14 protein-coding genes are annotated in these 15,429 nt (G+C 59.1%); 7 read left to right on the forward strand and 7 right to left on the reverse strand.

From position 1 onward, the window contains the following. Nucleotides 1-32 precede the first annotated feature (32 nt). From GA0061100_RS23010 to GA0061100_RS23035, 6 genes are all read left to right on the forward strand, one after another. Complete coding sequence (locus GA0061100_RS23010; RefSeq protein ID WP_075855048.1) at nucleotides 33-1,049, forward strand: ABC transporter substrate-binding protein; 1,017 nt, start codon at nucleotides 33-35, stop codon at nucleotides 1,047-1,049. Nucleotides 1,050-1,194: 145 nt separating this feature from the next. After that, on the forward strand, nucleotides 1,195-2,019 hold the full coding sequence (locus GA0061100_RS23015; RefSeq protein WP_075855049.1) for an ABC transporter ATP-binding protein: 825 nt from the start codon (nucleotides 1,195-1,197) through the stop codon (nucleotides 2,017-2,019). Further along, nucleotides 2,019-2,885, forward strand: coding sequence for an ABC transporter permease (locus GA0061100_RS23020; RefSeq protein WP_075855050.1), 867 nt, complete (start codon nucleotides 2,019-2,021; stop codon nucleotides 2,883-2,885). Before GA0061100_RS23015 ends, GA0061100_RS23020 begins: the two co-directional genes overlap by 1 nt. Further along, nucleotides 2,885-4,198 (forward strand): cytosine deaminase, encoded by a 1,314-nt coding sequence (locus tag GA0061100_RS23025; protein WP_075855051.1) that lies wholly within the window; start codon nucleotides 2,885-2,887, stop codon nucleotides 4,196-4,198. The genes GA0061100_RS23020 and GA0061100_RS23025 overlap by 1 nt, the downstream gene beginning before the upstream one ends. A 1-nt stretch (nucleotide 4,199) precedes the next feature. Then, nucleotides 4,200-5,609, forward strand: a complete 1,410-nt coding sequence (locus GA0061100_RS23030; RefSeq protein WP_075855052.1) for an FAD-binding oxidoreductase — start codon at nucleotides 4,200-4,202, stop codon at nucleotides 5,607-5,609. Continuing rightward, nucleotides 5,606-6,187, forward strand: coding sequence for an NAD(P)H-dependent oxidoreductase (locus GA0061100_RS23035; protein WP_075855053.1), 582 nt, complete (start codon nucleotides 5,606-5,608; stop codon nucleotides 6,185-6,187). Before GA0061100_RS23030 ends, GA0061100_RS23035 begins: the two co-directional genes overlap by 4 nt. Before the next feature lie 306 nt (nucleotides 6,188-6,493). On the opposite strand, the gene GA0061100_RS23040 is transcribed toward GA0061100_RS23035, so the two are convergent. The 5 genes from GA0061100_RS23040 to GA0061100_RS23060 all read right to left on the reverse strand — a co-directional run bounded on the left by GA0061100_RS23040 (nucleotide 6,494) and on the right by GA0061100_RS23060 (nucleotide 11,016). Further along, nucleotides 6,494-6,796, reverse strand: a complete 303-nt coding sequence (locus tag GA0061100_RS23040; RefSeq protein WP_075855054.1) for a hypothetical protein — start codon at nucleotides 6,794-6,796, stop codon at nucleotides 6,494-6,496. Nucleotides 6,797-6,986: 190 nt separating this feature from the next. Further along, a complete protein-coding gene (locus GA0061100_RS23045) occupies nucleotides 6,987-8,405 on the reverse strand; it encodes an LLM class flavin-dependent oxidoreductase (protein WP_075855055.1) in 1,419 nt (472 codons plus the stop codon). A gap of 166 nt (nucleotides 8,406-8,571) precedes the next feature. Continuing rightward, the gene (locus GA0061100_RS23050; protein WP_075855056.1) at nucleotides 8,572-9,468 is read right to left on the reverse strand and encodes a diguanylate cyclase; all 897 of its coding nucleotides are present in this window, start codon (nucleotides 9,466-9,468) and stop codon (nucleotides 8,572-8,574) included. A gap of 403 nt (nucleotides 9,469-9,871) precedes the next feature. Then, entirely contained in the window at nucleotides 9,872-10,402 is a 531-nt protein-coding gene (locus GA0061100_RS23055) for a chromate transporter (protein WP_075855057.1), read from the reverse strand. After that, nucleotides 10,399-11,016 carry a chromate transporter gene (locus GA0061100_RS23060; RefSeq protein WP_244557929.1) on the reverse strand — a complete coding sequence of 206 codons (618 nt, stop codon included), beginning with the start codon at nucleotides 11,014-11,016 and terminating at the stop codon, nucleotides 10,399-10,401. Before GA0061100_RS23060 ends, GA0061100_RS23055 begins: the two co-directional genes overlap by 4 nt. 54 nt (nucleotides 11,017-11,070) lie before the next feature. Between GA0061100_RS23060 and GA0061100_RS23065 the strand changes: the two genes are divergently transcribed. Continuing rightward, entirely contained in the window at nucleotides 11,071-11,991 is a 921-nt protein-coding gene (locus GA0061100_RS23065) for a LysR family transcriptional regulator (RefSeq protein WP_075855058.1), read from the forward strand. Nucleotides 11,992-12,067: 76 nt separating this feature from the next. On the opposite strand, the gene GA0061100_RS23070 is transcribed toward GA0061100_RS23065, so the two are convergent. Together GA0061100_RS23070 and GA0061100_RS23075 are read right to left on the reverse strand one after the other, a co-directional pair. After that, nucleotides 12,068-12,808 (reverse strand): ROK family protein, encoded by a 741-nt coding sequence (locus GA0061100_RS23070; RefSeq protein WP_075855059.1) that lies wholly within the window; start codon nucleotides 12,806-12,808, stop codon nucleotides 12,068-12,070. A 40-nt stretch (nucleotides 12,809-12,848) separates the two neighbouring features. Next, complete coding sequence (locus tag GA0061100_RS23075) at nucleotides 12,849-15,269, reverse strand: glucan 1,4-alpha-glucosidase (RefSeq protein ID WP_075855060.1); 2,421 nt, start codon at nucleotides 15,267-15,269, stop codon at nucleotides 12,849-12,851. Between the last annotated feature and the right edge of the window lie 160 nt (nucleotides 15,270-15,429).

The raw sequence follows: 15,429 nt of genomic DNA on the forward strand, positions 1-15,429 counted from the left end.
CGTCCCATGGCAGATAAAGGGAACAGTCAGCCATGTATAAAGCCTTGAAGACAAAAACATTCCTCGCCGCCATCGGGCTCGCCGCCGCAATCATGGCGGCCGAGCCCGCAAATGCGCTCGACAAAGTCACTTATGGCACCAACTGGCTTGCGCAGGCCGAGCACGGCGGCTTCTACCAGGCCATCGCCGACGGCACTTACAAAAAATACGGCCTCGATGTCACCATCGTCCAGGGTGGCCCCAACGCCGCCAATTCGGCCTTGCTGATTTCCGGCAAGCTGGATTTCTACATGGGCGGACCGCAGCAGGAGATCGACGCGGTCAAGCAGGGCATTCCGATCGTCGATGTCGCGGCGATCTTCCAAAAAGATCCGCAGGTGCTGATTGCCCATCCGGATGCCGGCGTGGAAAAATTCGAGGATCTTGCCAAGCTGCCGACGCTCTTTCTGAGCAAGGATGGCTACATCACCTATTTCGAGTGGATGAAGGCAAACTTCCCGGGCTTCAAGGACGAACAGTTCAAGCCATACAATTTCAGCCCCGCTCCCTTCCTCGCCGACAAGCAGTCCGCACAGCAGGGTTACGTAACCTCCGAGCCCTATGAGATCGAGAAGCAAGCCGGCTGGAAGCCGAAAGTCTTCCTGATTGCCGACGCCGGCTATTCACCCTATTCGACGATGATCACCGCGCAGAAAGCACTGGTCGACAAGAACCCCGATCTCGTGCAACGCTTCGTCAATGCCTCGATCGAGGGCTGGTACAATTATCTCTACGGCGACAACAAGGCGGCCAACGAGCTGATCAAGAAGGACAATCCCGATATGACGGATGGCCAGATCGCTTATTCCATCGCCAAGATGAAGGAATATGGCATCGTGGAATCCGGCGATGCCCTCGACAAGGGCATCGGCTGCATCACCGAGGCGCACTACAAGAAGTTCTTCGACGAGATGGTGCAGATCAAGCTCTTCGACGCCGACATCGACTACAAGAAGGCCTTCGACACGCAGTTTGTCTGCAAGGGTTTTGGGATGGCGCTGAAGAAGTGAGCCCTAGCACCTCCCCCTTGAGGGGGAGGTCGCCGCAACGCGGCGGGTGGGGGTGACATTTGAAGATTAGGAGGATCACCCCACCCCGGAGCTTCGCTCCGACCCTCCCCCTCAAGGGGAGGGTGGATCAACAAAGAGCCGAACGATGACACTATCGGAAACCATTGCAACGGATCGAACGGAAAAGCGCAAGCGACCGCTTGTCGTCATGGAGCAGGTCTCCAAAATCTTCTCCAACGGCACGCTGGCGCTATCGGGCATGTCGCTCAATGTTGAAAGCGGCGAGTTCATCAGCCTGCTCGGCCCTTCCGGCTGCGGCAAGTCGACGGCGTTACGCATCATCGCAGGTCTTGGCGGCGCCTCGAGCGGCAGGATCGACTGGCCGAGTTCGCGCATCAACGCAAAGGGCCTGCCGGAGGGCGATATCAGCTTCGTCTTCCAGGAGCCGACATTGCTTCCCTGGAAGACGGTTTTCGGCAATGTTCATCTGCCGTTGAAACTACGGGGCGTGTCGCAGGCGGCCGCGCACGAACAGATCATGGAAACACTGGCCACGGTCGGACTTCAGGACTTTGCCGACGCCTATCCGCGCGAATTGTCCGGCGGCATGAAGATGCGGGTTTCGATCGCCCGCGCGCTGGTGACGAAGCCGAAACTGCTTTTGATGGACGAGCCTTTCGCAGCACTCGACGAAATCACACGCCAGAAGCTCAATGATGACGTGCTTCGTCTCTGGCAGACAACGGGGATCACCGTCATCTTCGTCACGCATTCCGTCTATGAATCCGCCTACCTCTCCAATCGTATCGTCGTCATGAAGGCGCGGCCGGGCCGCGTCCATACCGACTTTCCATTGGAAACCAGTGGCGAGCGCGATCCTCTTTACCGTTCGTCCGAAGAGTATCGGCAGGTGTGTGAAAAAGTATCCCGTTCCCTGATCGAGGCCATCGGCTGGCCGGAGGTCCATTGATGAGCGATAGCACCAGCCTGCCCGCCACTCTGTCCATTGAAACGGCCGATATGCCCGCTGCCGCAGCTGCGAGGCAGCGCAGTTTCGAACGCGTCCTCGGCATCTTCGTGCCGATTCTGACCGTCCTTGTTCTTCTTGTTCTCTGGCAGCTTCTGGTCGTCGGCACCGGTGTTCCGCAATATATCCTGCCGAGCCCGATTGCCGTCGCCAAGGCACTCGTTTCCGACTGGGGCATCTTGTGGCCCGCTCTATGGGTGACCACGGAGATCACCTTCATATCCTTGGTCCTGGCGCTGATTGGTGGCGTCGGCTTTGCGATCTTCCTCGTGCAGTCCCGCTGGATCGAGCTTGCCTTCTATCCGCTGGCCGTCATCCTTCAGGTAACGCCGATCGTCGCGATCGCGCCGCTGATCCTGATATACGCACCGACACGCGAAGCGGCGCTCTTAATTTGCGGCTTCCTCGTCGCCTTCTTTCCGATCCTCTCAAACATGGTTCAGGGCTTGAAGAGCGTCGATCACAATCTCCTCAATCTGTTCGATCTCTACGGCGCCTCGCGCTGGCAGGCGCTGCTGCATCTGAAGCTGCCGGCCGCCCAGCCCTATTTCATGACGGGCTTGAGAATCGGCGGTGGTCTGTCACTGATCGCATCGGTCGTTGCCGAATTCGCAGCCGGCTCCGGCGGCCCGAATTCAGGCCTGGCGTTCCGCCTTTTGGAAGCACAATACCGTCAGAACATGCCGCGGCTCTTCGCAGCCCTGCTTCTGCTCTCGGCACTCGGCGTCGCCATTTTCGCCTTTACCTCTTTCATCTCATGGCTGAGCCTGCATCGCTGGCATGAGAGCAGCCTCAAGCGGGAGAACTGATGTCACACGCCTTCATGTCGCCGCCGAATGCCGCCCGCTTCGTGCTGAGCAATGCCACCATTCCCGCCGTGACGCTCTTAGGCTTCAAGGCACCAGCCAGCGAGGGCCTCGTCAAGGCCGACATCGTCGTCACCGACGGTCTCGTCAGCGATATCCGCGCGCCCGGCACTGCGCCAGCCGAATATGCCAAGGTCGACGTGCGCGACGGCATGGTCTGGCCGACTTTTGCTGACATGCACACCCATCTGGACAAGGGACACATATGGGAGCGGCGCTCCAACCCCGATGGCAGCTTCATGGGTGCGCTCGATGCCGTGCGTGCCGACCGCGAGGCCAATTGGTCGGCCGACGATGTGCGCAGGCGCATGGAATTTTCGCTGCGCTCGGCCTATGCCCATGGCACCGGCCTGATCCGCACTCACCTGGATTCATTGGCACCGCAGCACCGCATCTCCTTCGAGGTCTTCAGCTCGGTCCGCGAGGCCTGGAAAGACAAGATCGCGCTGCAGGCCGTCGCCCTGTTTCCGCTCGATGCCATGGTGGATGACGCCTTCTTCACCGATCTGCTCCGTGTTGCGCGCGAGGCCGGCGGCTTGATGGGCGGTGTCACGCAGATGACCCCGGAACTTGACGCGCAGCTAGACAAGCTTCTGCGCGCCGCCGCCGATAACGGCCTCGACATCGACCTGCATGTGGACGAGACGGAAGACAAGCAGGTCTTGACGCTGAAGGCGCTTGCCGAAGCCGTGCTTCGCAATGGCTTCACGGGCAAGGTGACGGCCGGCCATTGCTGCTCGCTTGCCCGGCAGGACGAGGATGTCGCCCGCGCGACCATCGATCTCGTCGCCAAGGCCGGCATTTCCATCGTCTCGCTGCCGATGTGCAACATGTATCTGCAGGACCGCCATGCCGGCCGCACGCCGCGCTGGCGTGGCGTCACCCTTCTGCACGAGCTTGCCGCCGCCGGCGTGCCAACAGCCGTTGCCTCCGACAATACCCGCGACCCCTTCTATGCCTATGGCGACCTCGATCCGGTCGAGGTGTTCCGCGAGGCCGTGCGCGTCCTCCATCTCGACCATCCGCTGGATACGGCGGCAAGGGTCATCACAACCTCGCCCGCAGAGATACTTGGCCGCCCGGATATCGGGCGGATCGCCGTCGGCAGCCCGGCCGATCTCGTGCTTTTCAGCGCCCGGCGCTGGAGCGAATTCCTTTCCCGTCCACAGTCTGACCGCGTCGTCCTTCGCAAGGGCAAGGTGATCGACCGCAGCCTGCCGGACTATCGTGAACTCGACAGCGTCATTGGAGCCTGACATGCCGGATTATCAGCGCATCAAGAAAGAACTCGAAGGCATCGCCGTCGAAGACAATCCGGCGCTCGTGCGCCAGAAGAGTCGTGACTTCTATTGGTATTCGCCGATCCTGAAAGCCCAGCTCGACAATGTCACGGCCGATCTCGTGGTCACCCCGAAGACCGAGGAGGAGGTGATCCGCACTTTAAAGGTCGCCTACGCGCATGACGTACCCGTCACGCCACGCGGCGCCGGCACCGGCAATTACGGCCAGGCCATGCCGCTTTCCGGCGGCATCGTGCTCAACCTCGCCGCCATGAACAGGATCAAGGAGATCCATCCCGGCCGCGTCATCTGCGAGCCCGGCATCGTCATTGCCGAACTCGACCGCCAGACCAAGGCGCATTCGGGCCAGGAATTGCGCTTCCATCCCTCGACGGCCCAGACGGCGACTATCGGCGGCTTCATCGCCGGCGGTTCCGGCGGCGTCGGCTCGATTACCTGGGGCGGCCTGCGCGATCTCGGCAATATTCTGCGGCTGCGCGTCGTGACGATGGAGGCCGAACCTCGCACCCTCGATCTGACCGGTTGGGACCTGACCAAGGTCAGCCACGCCTACGGCACGAACGGCATCATCACCGAGATCGAAATGCCGCTGGCGCCAGCCTATGATTGGGTCGACGTGCTCGTCGGCTATGACGATTTCATGGATGCCGTGCGCTTTTCGGACGCGCTCGCCAAGTGCAACGGCATTCTGGTCAAGGAAATTGCCCCGATCGCCGCGCCCATCCCGTACGAGTATTTTGCCCGCCACAAGCCCTATATCCGTGAGGGGCAATCGATCGTGGCTCTGATGATCGCACCGCATGCGATGGACCCCTTCGTTGCCTTTACGCGTCAGCAGAAGGGCGAGATCACCTTCCGCTCCGACAAGGTGGAGAGCATGAAGGGCATTCCACATGCCTATGAGCTCGCCTGGAACCACACGACGCTGCGCGCCATCAAGGTCGATCCCTCGATCACCTATCTGCAGGTGCAGTATCCAGGCCCTGACCACGTCGCCAAGGTCCGGAAGATGGTGGAAATCTTCGGCGACGAAGTGCCCGGTCATCTCGAATTCATCCGCTTCGACGGCCAGATCCAGTGCGCCGGCCTGCCGCTGGTGCGCTACACGTCGGAAGCGCGCCTCGAGGAGATCATTAGGATTCACCAGGACCATGGCTGCCCGATCTTCAATCCGCACCGCTATACGCTCGAAGAAGGCGGCATGAAGCAGACGGATGCCGTCCAGCTTGCCTTCAAGAAGGAAACCGATCCGAAGGGGCTGCTCAATCCCGGCAAGATGATCGCCTGGGACGATCCGAATTTCGACTTCAAATCGGGCAAGAACTACCTCTTCCCCGGCCTCGCCGACCTGATGGAGGCTTCATGAAGGTCTTGGTCCTTCATTCCCACCCGGTCGAGGAAAGTTTTGGCGGCGCGCTGCACCGGCAAACCCTCGATAGCCTGAAACGTGCGGGACACGAGGTCGACGACTGCAACCTCTACGCAGAGGGCTTTGACCCTGTCCTGTCACGTCATGACCGGTTGATCTACCATGACTATCCCGAAAATACCGATGCGCTGAAATCTTACGTGGAACGGCTGGAGCGCACCGAAGCCCTCGTCATTGTGACCCCGGTATGGAACTTCGGCTTTCCGGCGATCCTCAAAGGCTATTTCGACCGGGTCTGGCTTCCGGGCGTTTCCTTCGAGCTCGTCAACGGCAAGGTACGCTCGAAACTGCAGCATATCCGCAAGCTCGGTGCGGTCTTGACCTACGGCGCGGACCCATTCCGCGCCTTCGTCGCCGGCAACCCTCCGAAAAAGATCGTCAAGCGCGTGCTGCGCGCCCAGATCAAGCCCTTCGCCCCGGTCGTCTTCCTCGCCCATTACGACATGAACCGCTCGACAGAGACTTCCCGCAAGGAGTTTTTGGCGAAGGTCGGCCGCGAGATGGGGCGATTTTAAAAGCGGCTTTTTCTAGCGGCCGGAATGACCATGACTGTCCAACGGACAACTCCTCCATTTCTGGGTGAGACTATCGTTTAGCGACAATCGCGAGGCTCTTTCGCCTGAAGAAAGTCTGGCATTTGCGGGCAGCAGATGCCGGCCAATGTTCCGCAGCCGAAGAGACGTGAAAATTGGCCCGTTGTTCTGGCTAGCGGTAAACCTCGATCCGCTTGCGCGTTTGGGGAAATGACGGATCGCATTCCCCCAAACCGCTTCAATGAGCATCGAAAGCTTAAGAGCAATTCCCCGAAAAGCGGAAGAGCTCTAGTTGTTCAAAGCGCCGCCGATAATCGCGCCGAGTGCAAAGGCTGCGGCAGGATACCAAAGACCATCGCTGTGACGGCGATAGCCCGGGCGGCGATCGTGGTAACCCCTGTAGCCGTGATAGTAACCCGAACGGTCCTTACCCCGATATGGTCCCCATCCCGGGCGTCCCGGTCCCCGCGGCGGCATCTTGCGATGAACTTCGTCGGGACGATCACGATGATGACGGGGCCATTCCTGCGCGTTGGCAAAGGGCGCTGCCAGCGTTACCGCAGCCATGGCGAGAGCAAAAATCTTTTTCATTGGGCTTCCTTCCTTTTCATCAGGAAACCTTAGTAATCTTAAGGTGAACAGAGCGTTAATGTGCTGCTACCTTAAATAGCCGACCGCGCGGAATATCTCCCGGATCAATCCGGGCCGTCAGCCCTGAGAGCATCGTCAAAAGCAGGCCGAATATGCGCATACTTCAATCGACTCGGTGATATGGCAAAGTCTAGACGCCAGCCGACTTGCGCAGCGGCGCGGCAAGTTCGGTATCCCGGCGTTTGACGGCCTCGATGTCGCGATAGCCATTGGCAGGATGGGTTGCCGGCAGGTAAGGTCCCTCGCCGAAGAGCTTTTCGCGCAGGGTGCCTGGACGATAGGCAGTCGGATACACCCCACGCTTTTGCAGTTCCGGAACGAGCAGATCGACCGCCGCCTCAAAACTGTCCGGCGTTACCGCATAAGCGAGGTTGAAACCGTCGAGATCGGTCTCTTCGACCCATTCCTGCAGGATATCGGCGATAGTCGAGGGCGATCCGACAAATACCGGACCGGTTCCGCCGATCCCGCCCCATTTGGCGAGTTCCTCGACCGTCCAAGCCCGATCCTTGCCGCCAAAATGCTCGATCATCGAGACGATGGCATTGGTCTCGACCTTCTTCAATTCGTCAGTGGGCGCATATTGGCCAAAGTCGATGCCGCTCCAGCCCGACATGAAGACAAGCGAGCCGTCATAGGAGGCGTAGCTCTGATACTCCTCGAAGAGCTGTTGCGCCTTTGCGTCGGTTTCCGCGATGATCAGCGTCGTGAGATTATAGATCAGCACCTTTCGTGGGTCGCGGCCGGCAGCCGCAGCCCTTTGCCTGATATCGGCGACATAGGCGCGCAGCAGGCTCTTGGTCGGAGCCGCCACGAAGACGCATTCAGCATGGCTGGCAGCAAAGGCCTTGCCAGGCCCCGATGCACCTGCCTGATAGAGCACGGGTGTGCGCTGGGGCGACGGTTCGCAGAGATGATAGCCGGGAACCTCGAAATACTTGCCCTTGTGACCGATCTCGTGAACCTTGGTAGGATCGGTGAAAATGCCGCGCTTGGCATCGCGCAGCACGGCGCCCTCTTCCCAGCTTCCTTCGAAGAGCTTGTAGAGAACCTCCACATATTCGGCAGCGATCTCATAACGGTTGTCATGGGTCTTCAAGCCACCCTGACTGATGTTCTTGGCGCCGCTCTCGAGATAGGAGGTCACGATATTCCAGCCGATGCGACCCTTGGTGTGGTGGTCGGCGGTCGCAAGCCGTCGAGCAAAGGTATAGGGATGCTCAAACGAGGTGGAGGCGGTTATTCCGATACCGAGATGTTCGGTCGCAAGCGCGATCGGCGCCGCCAGCTGGATCGGGTCGTTGACCGGTATCTGCGCGGCCTGCTCTATCGCATGGTAGTTCGAGCCCTTGTAGACATCGTAATAGCCGATGACGTCGGCGATGAATATGCCGTCGAAAATACCGCGTTCCAGCGTCCGCGCCAGATCCTGCCAATAGTCCAGATCCTTGTATTTCCATGATTTATCGCGCGGATGCCTCCACAAACCGGGGGACTGATGCGCGACGCAGTTCATGTCGAACGCGTTGAATCGAATATGCCTTGTCATGCCAGCTCCGGACGAATTGAACCGACGATCAAGCTAGGGGCGGCAATGCAATTCGAAAAGTAATTGCATAATGTCTATATACTCTATGGAGAAATATTTTTCCCCATTGCTCACCGGCAATTCGCTATTCGATCCTTGTGACTGGTGAGCGACTGGCGGACTCGATCTAAAGGGCTGCCTTGTATGCAGACCATGTCGGCGGCGCGATCCGGAAGCCATTCTTCCCCGACGACTTCGCTTCGTACAAACCACGATCCGCCTTCGCGAATATGTCCTTGGACGAATGGCCGGGCACGATTATCGCCGCGCCGACGGAGGTTGCGATGCGAATGGTCTTCGCCGGCGTGGAGACGGTCCAGTTCAATCCCTTGACGACACGATCGGCGATTTTTGCAAGATGCTCGGTCGACAGGCATTCGTGGATAACGGCAAACTCGTCGCCGCCAATTCGCGCCACCATATTGGCCTTGGGGACTGCGCGCGAAAGTCTGCGCCCTGCCGCTTTGAGGCAATCATCCCCGGCCTGATGCCCGAGAGTATCGTTCACGGATTTGAAGCCGTCGAGATCTACCAGCAGGAGCGCTCTGCCGGTTCGGCCCTCGGCCGCACATATTTCGTTGAAGAACGTTTCAAATCTGGTGCGGGATGTCAGTCCGGTGAGCATGTCATACTCGGCCAATTGACGAAGCTGCTCGACCATCGTCTTCTCGGCGGTAACATCCTGTTTCATCCCGAAAATTCTAGTCGCGGCTCCATTCGCGAACTCGACGCAGGCGGTTATCCTGATCCATCGACGATTGCCCCTTGCGGTAATGATCTGCGCATCCAGACTGAAGCCCTCGCCGGTGCGGATTGCTTTCTCACGCACCTCATCGAGACGTATTCGGGTCTCCGGCGTATAAAGTTTAAGGATTTCTTCCCTCGTCAGCGGCGTTTGCGGCGCAAGATCAAAAAGCTCATAGACCATATCCGTCCAACTAAGAGTCTGGTCGGGGAGGCTGCATTCCCATACCCCGATGCGAGCGGCCTTGAACGATCGATCGAACAATTCCCGCAAATGCATGAACTCCCGGGAGCCGATTGCCTGTGGATCGAGTATTGCATTTCCATCGCAAGACACTGGAGGCCCTCACCAGCTGATCAAAAAGAGCGTCACCAGCTTTATCGCTGAGAATCTTTCCCAATGGAATGATTACATGGATTGTTTGCATTTTGGTTTCTAAAAGTACGAGCGCTGCGATTATCGCCGATATCAACAGCCCTGATTTGAGACCAAGCCTCCAAAGAAGGGGTTATTTCAAGCGGCAGACGTATTTGCAAAGCATGGAGCAACCGACGGGCGCAGCTTGACGGGGGAACTTGCTTCGCCGCCAGCCGCTTGAATGGCCGCAGCGCGCCATTTTCGAAAATGAGTCGATGGTCAGTGCGGGCATTTGCTCCCAAACTTGGCGCCAGCGATTTCCTGATCACACCTGGCCAACGCCGCTCAGCCCGATCAACGCGCCAATGCCCAGAACGATGAGCGGATGAACGCGCGTTGTCGAGAGAACAAGCGCGCCAGCTGCCGCTATGGCCGCCAGAATCCAGCCCTGAGTTGACGCCTCGGTAATGACAGCCGCGCTGGCGGTGACAAGCCCCGCGGTCATCGGCACCAGGCCTGCCTGTACGATCCTTCGCCACGGCCTGTACTTGAAGCGATTCCAGAGATGGAGCACCAGATAGGTCAGAACCGAAGAAGGCCCGAATTTTGCCGCCGATGTCACCAAGACGCCCGCCCATCCGGCAACATGCCAACCGACCAGGGGCACGACCATCAGGTTTGGACCGGGAGCCGCCTGCGCCAATGCGAACAGCGCACCGAATTGCTGCGCCGTCATCCAATGCTGCACGTCGACGACCTGCCGGTGCATTTCAGGGAGGATGGAATTGCCGCCGCCGAAGGCCAGCAATGAAAGCTGCGTGAAAATGATTGCGAGAGCGAGCAGGGTCGTGGTCATGATTCAAGCTTCCAGGTGGCGATCATGCTGAGAGGCGCCAGAACCAGCATGGTCGGCAGCAAGGGCAATCCGGCGATGGCGATGGCAGCAAAACAAACGGCGGCAATGACCAGGGCGACGGGCCTGCGGCGCAACGGCAGGACGATCTTGACGGCCATCGAGATCAGCAGACCGGCAGCTGCCGCGGCAAGGCCGGCAAACATGTGCTGGATGCGCGGATCGCTGTTGAACTGATCGTAAATGACGCCGAGACCGATGACGATTGCCGTCGGCGCGACGATCAGGCCGAAAAGGGCCGAAAAAGCGCCTGCCACACCTTGAAATTTCGAGCCGATCGCAACCGACATATTGATGATGTTGCCGCCAGGCAGGAACTGACAGAGCCCGAGCAGCTCGGTGAATTCCTCCCCGGTCAGCCACTTGCGATCCTCCACCACCATGCGGCGTGCAAGCGGCAAGACACCACCAAAGCCGATGAGGCCGAGCTTGAAAAAGCCGAAGAAGAGTTCGGCGACGGTTGGCTCTTCGCGTTGAACGGTGCTGTGAGGGGAAATGGCATCCATATCTTGGCCTATGTGCTTTATGTCGAACAAGGCGGCAAAATAGGCTTTCATCGACCATGCGTCCAATATATGGATTTATTAGTATCCATATATTTGAGATATGCCATGATCGAGCTTCGACATCTTCGCTATGCCGTAACCGTTGCCGATGAGGGGCATATGACCCGTGCCGCGGAAAGGCTCGGCATCCAGCAGCCGCCACTCAGCCAGCAGATCGCCAAGCTGGAAGCGATCGTCGGTGCCCCGCTCTTCAAGCGTTTGCCGAGAGGCGTCGCACTGACGGATGCTGGGCAGACCTTCGTGGAGAGAGCAAGGACCATCCTGCATGACGTCGATCTTGCAATAGAGGCAACAAGACGCAACGCGCGTGGAGAGGAGGGAAGCCTCGCCATCGGCTTTACCAGTTCGGCCGCGTTTCATCCCCTCGTCACCTCGGCCGTCCGTTCGCTCGGCGAGACATCGCCCAATGTCGTGCTCAAGCTTGAGGAAGCCAGTACGCCCGATCTCATTACCATGATGCATTCCGGCCTTCTCGATGTCGCATTCGTGCGCTCTCCCGTCGCACAATCGAGCGGGCTGATAATTTCTCGAATTCTCGACGAAGAGATGCTGGTGGCTCTTCCCGATCGTCATCCGCTTGCCACGACGAGGGGCGAGAACCCCGTTCAATTGTCGGAACTCGCAAACGAGCCCTTCATCCTTTACCGGCGACCGTCGGGGCCGGGACTATATGACGGCATCATAGCGGCGTGCCTTGCCGCGGGTTTCAGCCCGAAAATACGGCATGAGGCTCCCCGGTTGCTGTCGACGCTCAGCCTTGTCGCCGCCGGGCTCGGAATCTCCATCATTCCAGGATCGATCGCCCGGCTGGAGACGAACGGCATCGCCTATCTCAGACTTGACCCTCGCGCCAACCTCATAGCGCCACTTTATCTTGCGCAACGCGATGAACAGCCAAGTGGCGCGCTGCGGCTGTTTGCCGACATCGTCCATCGGGAGAAAATGTCGCTGAAATACGGACCTTGAGCCAGCCTCCTGTCAGGAAAGATCGACCGGCTTGTGTCTGGTCCTTTGCGAGTACGTTCGACAACGCCTGCGTAGCCTAGAAGCTCAGCGTTGCATCCTTCCAGAGACGAAATCCCCCAAGGAAGGCGTTTTCGTTCTCGCCGACACGGCAACCGGCTGGCAGCTCCTTGAGCTTTTCAGCGTTGCCGCCACCGATGACGATTTCGTGTGGCAACAACGCCGCCCGCAACCTTTCCACGATCTCCTCGACCGACTGGCGCCATTTTTTCTTGCCGTATTTTTCAAGGCCGCGTTCGCCGATAAAATCTTCGAAAGTGTCACGCTTCTTGTAGGGCAGGTGGGCGAGTTCCATGGGCAGGCAGACGTGATTGGCGATCATCGCCGAACCCAATCCCGTGCCGAGGCCGAGAAACAGCATGTTGCCGTTCTTGTAGTTGCCGATTGCCTGCATCACGGCATCATTGACAAGCTTGACCGGCTTTCCGAAAGCGGAAGAAAAATCGAAATCCTGCCAGCCAGGTCCGAGATTGTGTGGCTCCGCAGCCGGCTTGTTGTTCAACACCGGGCCTGGATATCCCATGCCGATAACGTCGTATTGCCAATCGCTCGTCAGCTCCTTGACGGTCTGAACCATCTGTTTTGCCGACATTGTTGGACCGGAGACGGCCGCTCGGCGCTCACCGCCGGAGCTGAGACGCATCTTTACATGCGAACCGCCGAGATCGATCGCCAAGACGACCAGTTCTTCTGTCGCAGCCGGAGCCGCGATTTTCTTCGATTTTGCGTTTGCTTTGCGGCTCTCTGTTATCTGGCTCATCTTCGCCCACACTTTCTATCCATGACCGGCACCATGCATGCTATGGCATTTCAACGACCGAGACGGAGAAATTCTCTCCCTCCCAATGGTCGGTGTCAGGCCAGTAGAAGGTGAAGGCAATCACCGCGCCTTTGGGCAGGCGTTCGCTTGCAAGCTCCGCAACATTGATGCCGAAGCCATTCTGGCGCGTTTCGGTATCGTTGACACTCGCCCAGCCGTCAAAACTCCAGTGCACGACCGCCGGCGCCATGACCTCGACCCGCAGGCGCTTGCCGACGGCAAGCTGCGACAGCTTGTTGTTGAAACGCCATAGCACGAACGGTGCCGCAACGTTGTTTTTCACATAGCGTTCGATACCCTGCGGCGGCATGTCGAAAACGGCTTCGTCTCTCAGCGAGCGCAGGAGCTTGATATGCTCGGCGTGAGCCCAGACGAGCGGCATGGCGCTGCCGGAAGGTTTGCCCAGGACAAGGCCCAGTTCAGGAACATCGGGCTGGTCCCATACCTGCTCGGGCAACAATCCACCGTGGCCTGCGGACTGTTCGAGTGTTTTGAGCAATTCCAGAGCCATTTCAGGCCGGCCGGCTGCAAGCTCGTAATGGGCTCGTTCACCTGCGAGCAGCGGCCACGGGCGCCCGATGCCGGTGCCGTCGAATGGCCCACCATCTTCATGCTCGCCATAGCCGTCACCGGTGTAACGATACCATAGCCGGCCCTGCGGCAGGTCGCATTTGAGCTGTGCGTCGATAACCCTCACGGTGTCGAGAATGCGGGGATCGTCGGCGGCACGCAATCCGAACCGCACCAGCGCCAAAGCATCGGGACTGACGACGCGAGCGGTCGGCAAAAAGGATTCGGCTGGCGGCCTGTTCTTGATCGGCACGAAACCCTCGGCCGGCGAGGTTCCGTCGGCTATTTCCGGCGGCGCAATACGGACATAGTAGCCCCTGACCCCGAGAGCGGAGCTCTCCGCATCGCTGCTGACATAGGTCCAGCGCTCGATCTGGTCGTTCCACGCATCCGCCGTCTGGCGCAAGTAGTCCGCATTGTGCGTCTGACCGGCGATTTCGAGAATATCGGCCGCCGCCAGCAGCGCAGCGATCTCAACCGCCAAGGTGAAGGGGGAAAAACCGCCATCCTCCTCCCAGCGGTCCTCACCAGTGACCGGACCGTTGACGACCACGTAACGCGCTGCTTTTTCGACCATCGGCACGTAGGATGAAAGCAGTCCGCCCGTTAACACCCCTTCACGGCGCAGTGCATCTGCCAGCAGGATCGGGAAGGCGCATTCGTCCATCTGTATCCCGGTCCAGTAAGGCTCGCCGTCCAGCCAGCAATTCTGCGGCCAATGCCCGTCCTCTTCCTGGATGACGCGCAGATAGGCAAGAATGCGCAGCGCGTCTTGCGAGGCGCCCGCAGCCAGGAAGCCGCCGGCGGTCTCGACCAGATCGCGCGGCCAGACCAGATGATAGCCTCCGAGGTCCTCGTCACCCTTGGCAAAGCCCCAAGGGATGGACAGGGAAGCAACGGCCGGCCCTTCGAAGGACAGGGGCCGGTGCGTCGCCAGCACTGCTGTCGATATCCGATAGCGATTGAGCTCCGGCGGTGGTGCTCTCGGTTCGTCGAGCGCCAGCAACCCGTCCTGCCACGCCCGCCAGTCGGAGACATAGCTGCGCTCCGCATCGTCATAGCCGGCCTGCAAACTGGCAAGGGCATTGTAGCCGGCTTCTGTGGCATGGCTTCCAAAGCCGAGAGATACGACGACCGTATCACTGCCACCAGTCAGATCGATTTCGCCGGTCAGTGCGACGTTACCATCGGCTGCACGCGCGAAGGCCGGGTCCAGTTGAGCCGCTTTCCGCAACTGCTGCCATCCGTCGGACACCCCGACATAGCCAGCGGATGCCGTCCTCCAGCCGCCACTGACGGCAAGTGCGAGCGAGACACCGCCTGTGCCGGTCGCAAAAAGCATCGGCGTGCCCTTATAATCTCCCACCCAGCCCGTATTGCCGTAGCCGGCATTCACCAGATGCGGGGCCGCAAGCAGGTAAAGGCGATAATCGTGGATCGATCCTTCGAGCGGCTCGAATGATATCTGCTGAAGCAAGCTGCTGCGCATCGGATCGACGATGATGCGCTTTATGATCCGATAACGACCGTCGATTGCGGTATTGATCAACCGATAGGCCGGAACGCCATCCTCGACCGTCGTGACGACGCTTTCCGTATCGCGCTTTTCGTCCGAGAAATAACCATCGGGACCGGTGACGATCAATCCGATGTCGCGGGTACAGGCGCTATCGACGCGGGGATAATAGACTTCGTTCAGGATGCCGTGACTGAGTGTGAACCAGATGCGGCAGGCTGGCGAAAGCGCTGTGCCAATTCCGCTCTTTGCACTGGACGTCCAGCGAGGTTCGATACCGTTCACGTTGGAGCCGGAAGCATCGTAAAGCGCCATGCACTATCTCCTCTATCGCAGCAATCTGCTCCGACCAAAGTGTTTCGGCAAGACGGAACCTGGTTGCATTCGAGCTGAGATACCCTTGTTTTCACCACCATTGACAGCCCGCACGCGTCCTGTATTCTGTTATAAAATTGTATATAACATAATTGTGGAA

It is taken from the genome of Martinezella hainanensis, assembly GCF_900094555.1.
Taxonomy (GTDB): Bacteria; Pseudomonadota; Alphaproteobacteria; order Rhizobiales; family Rhizobiaceae; genus Rhizobium; species Rhizobium hainanense.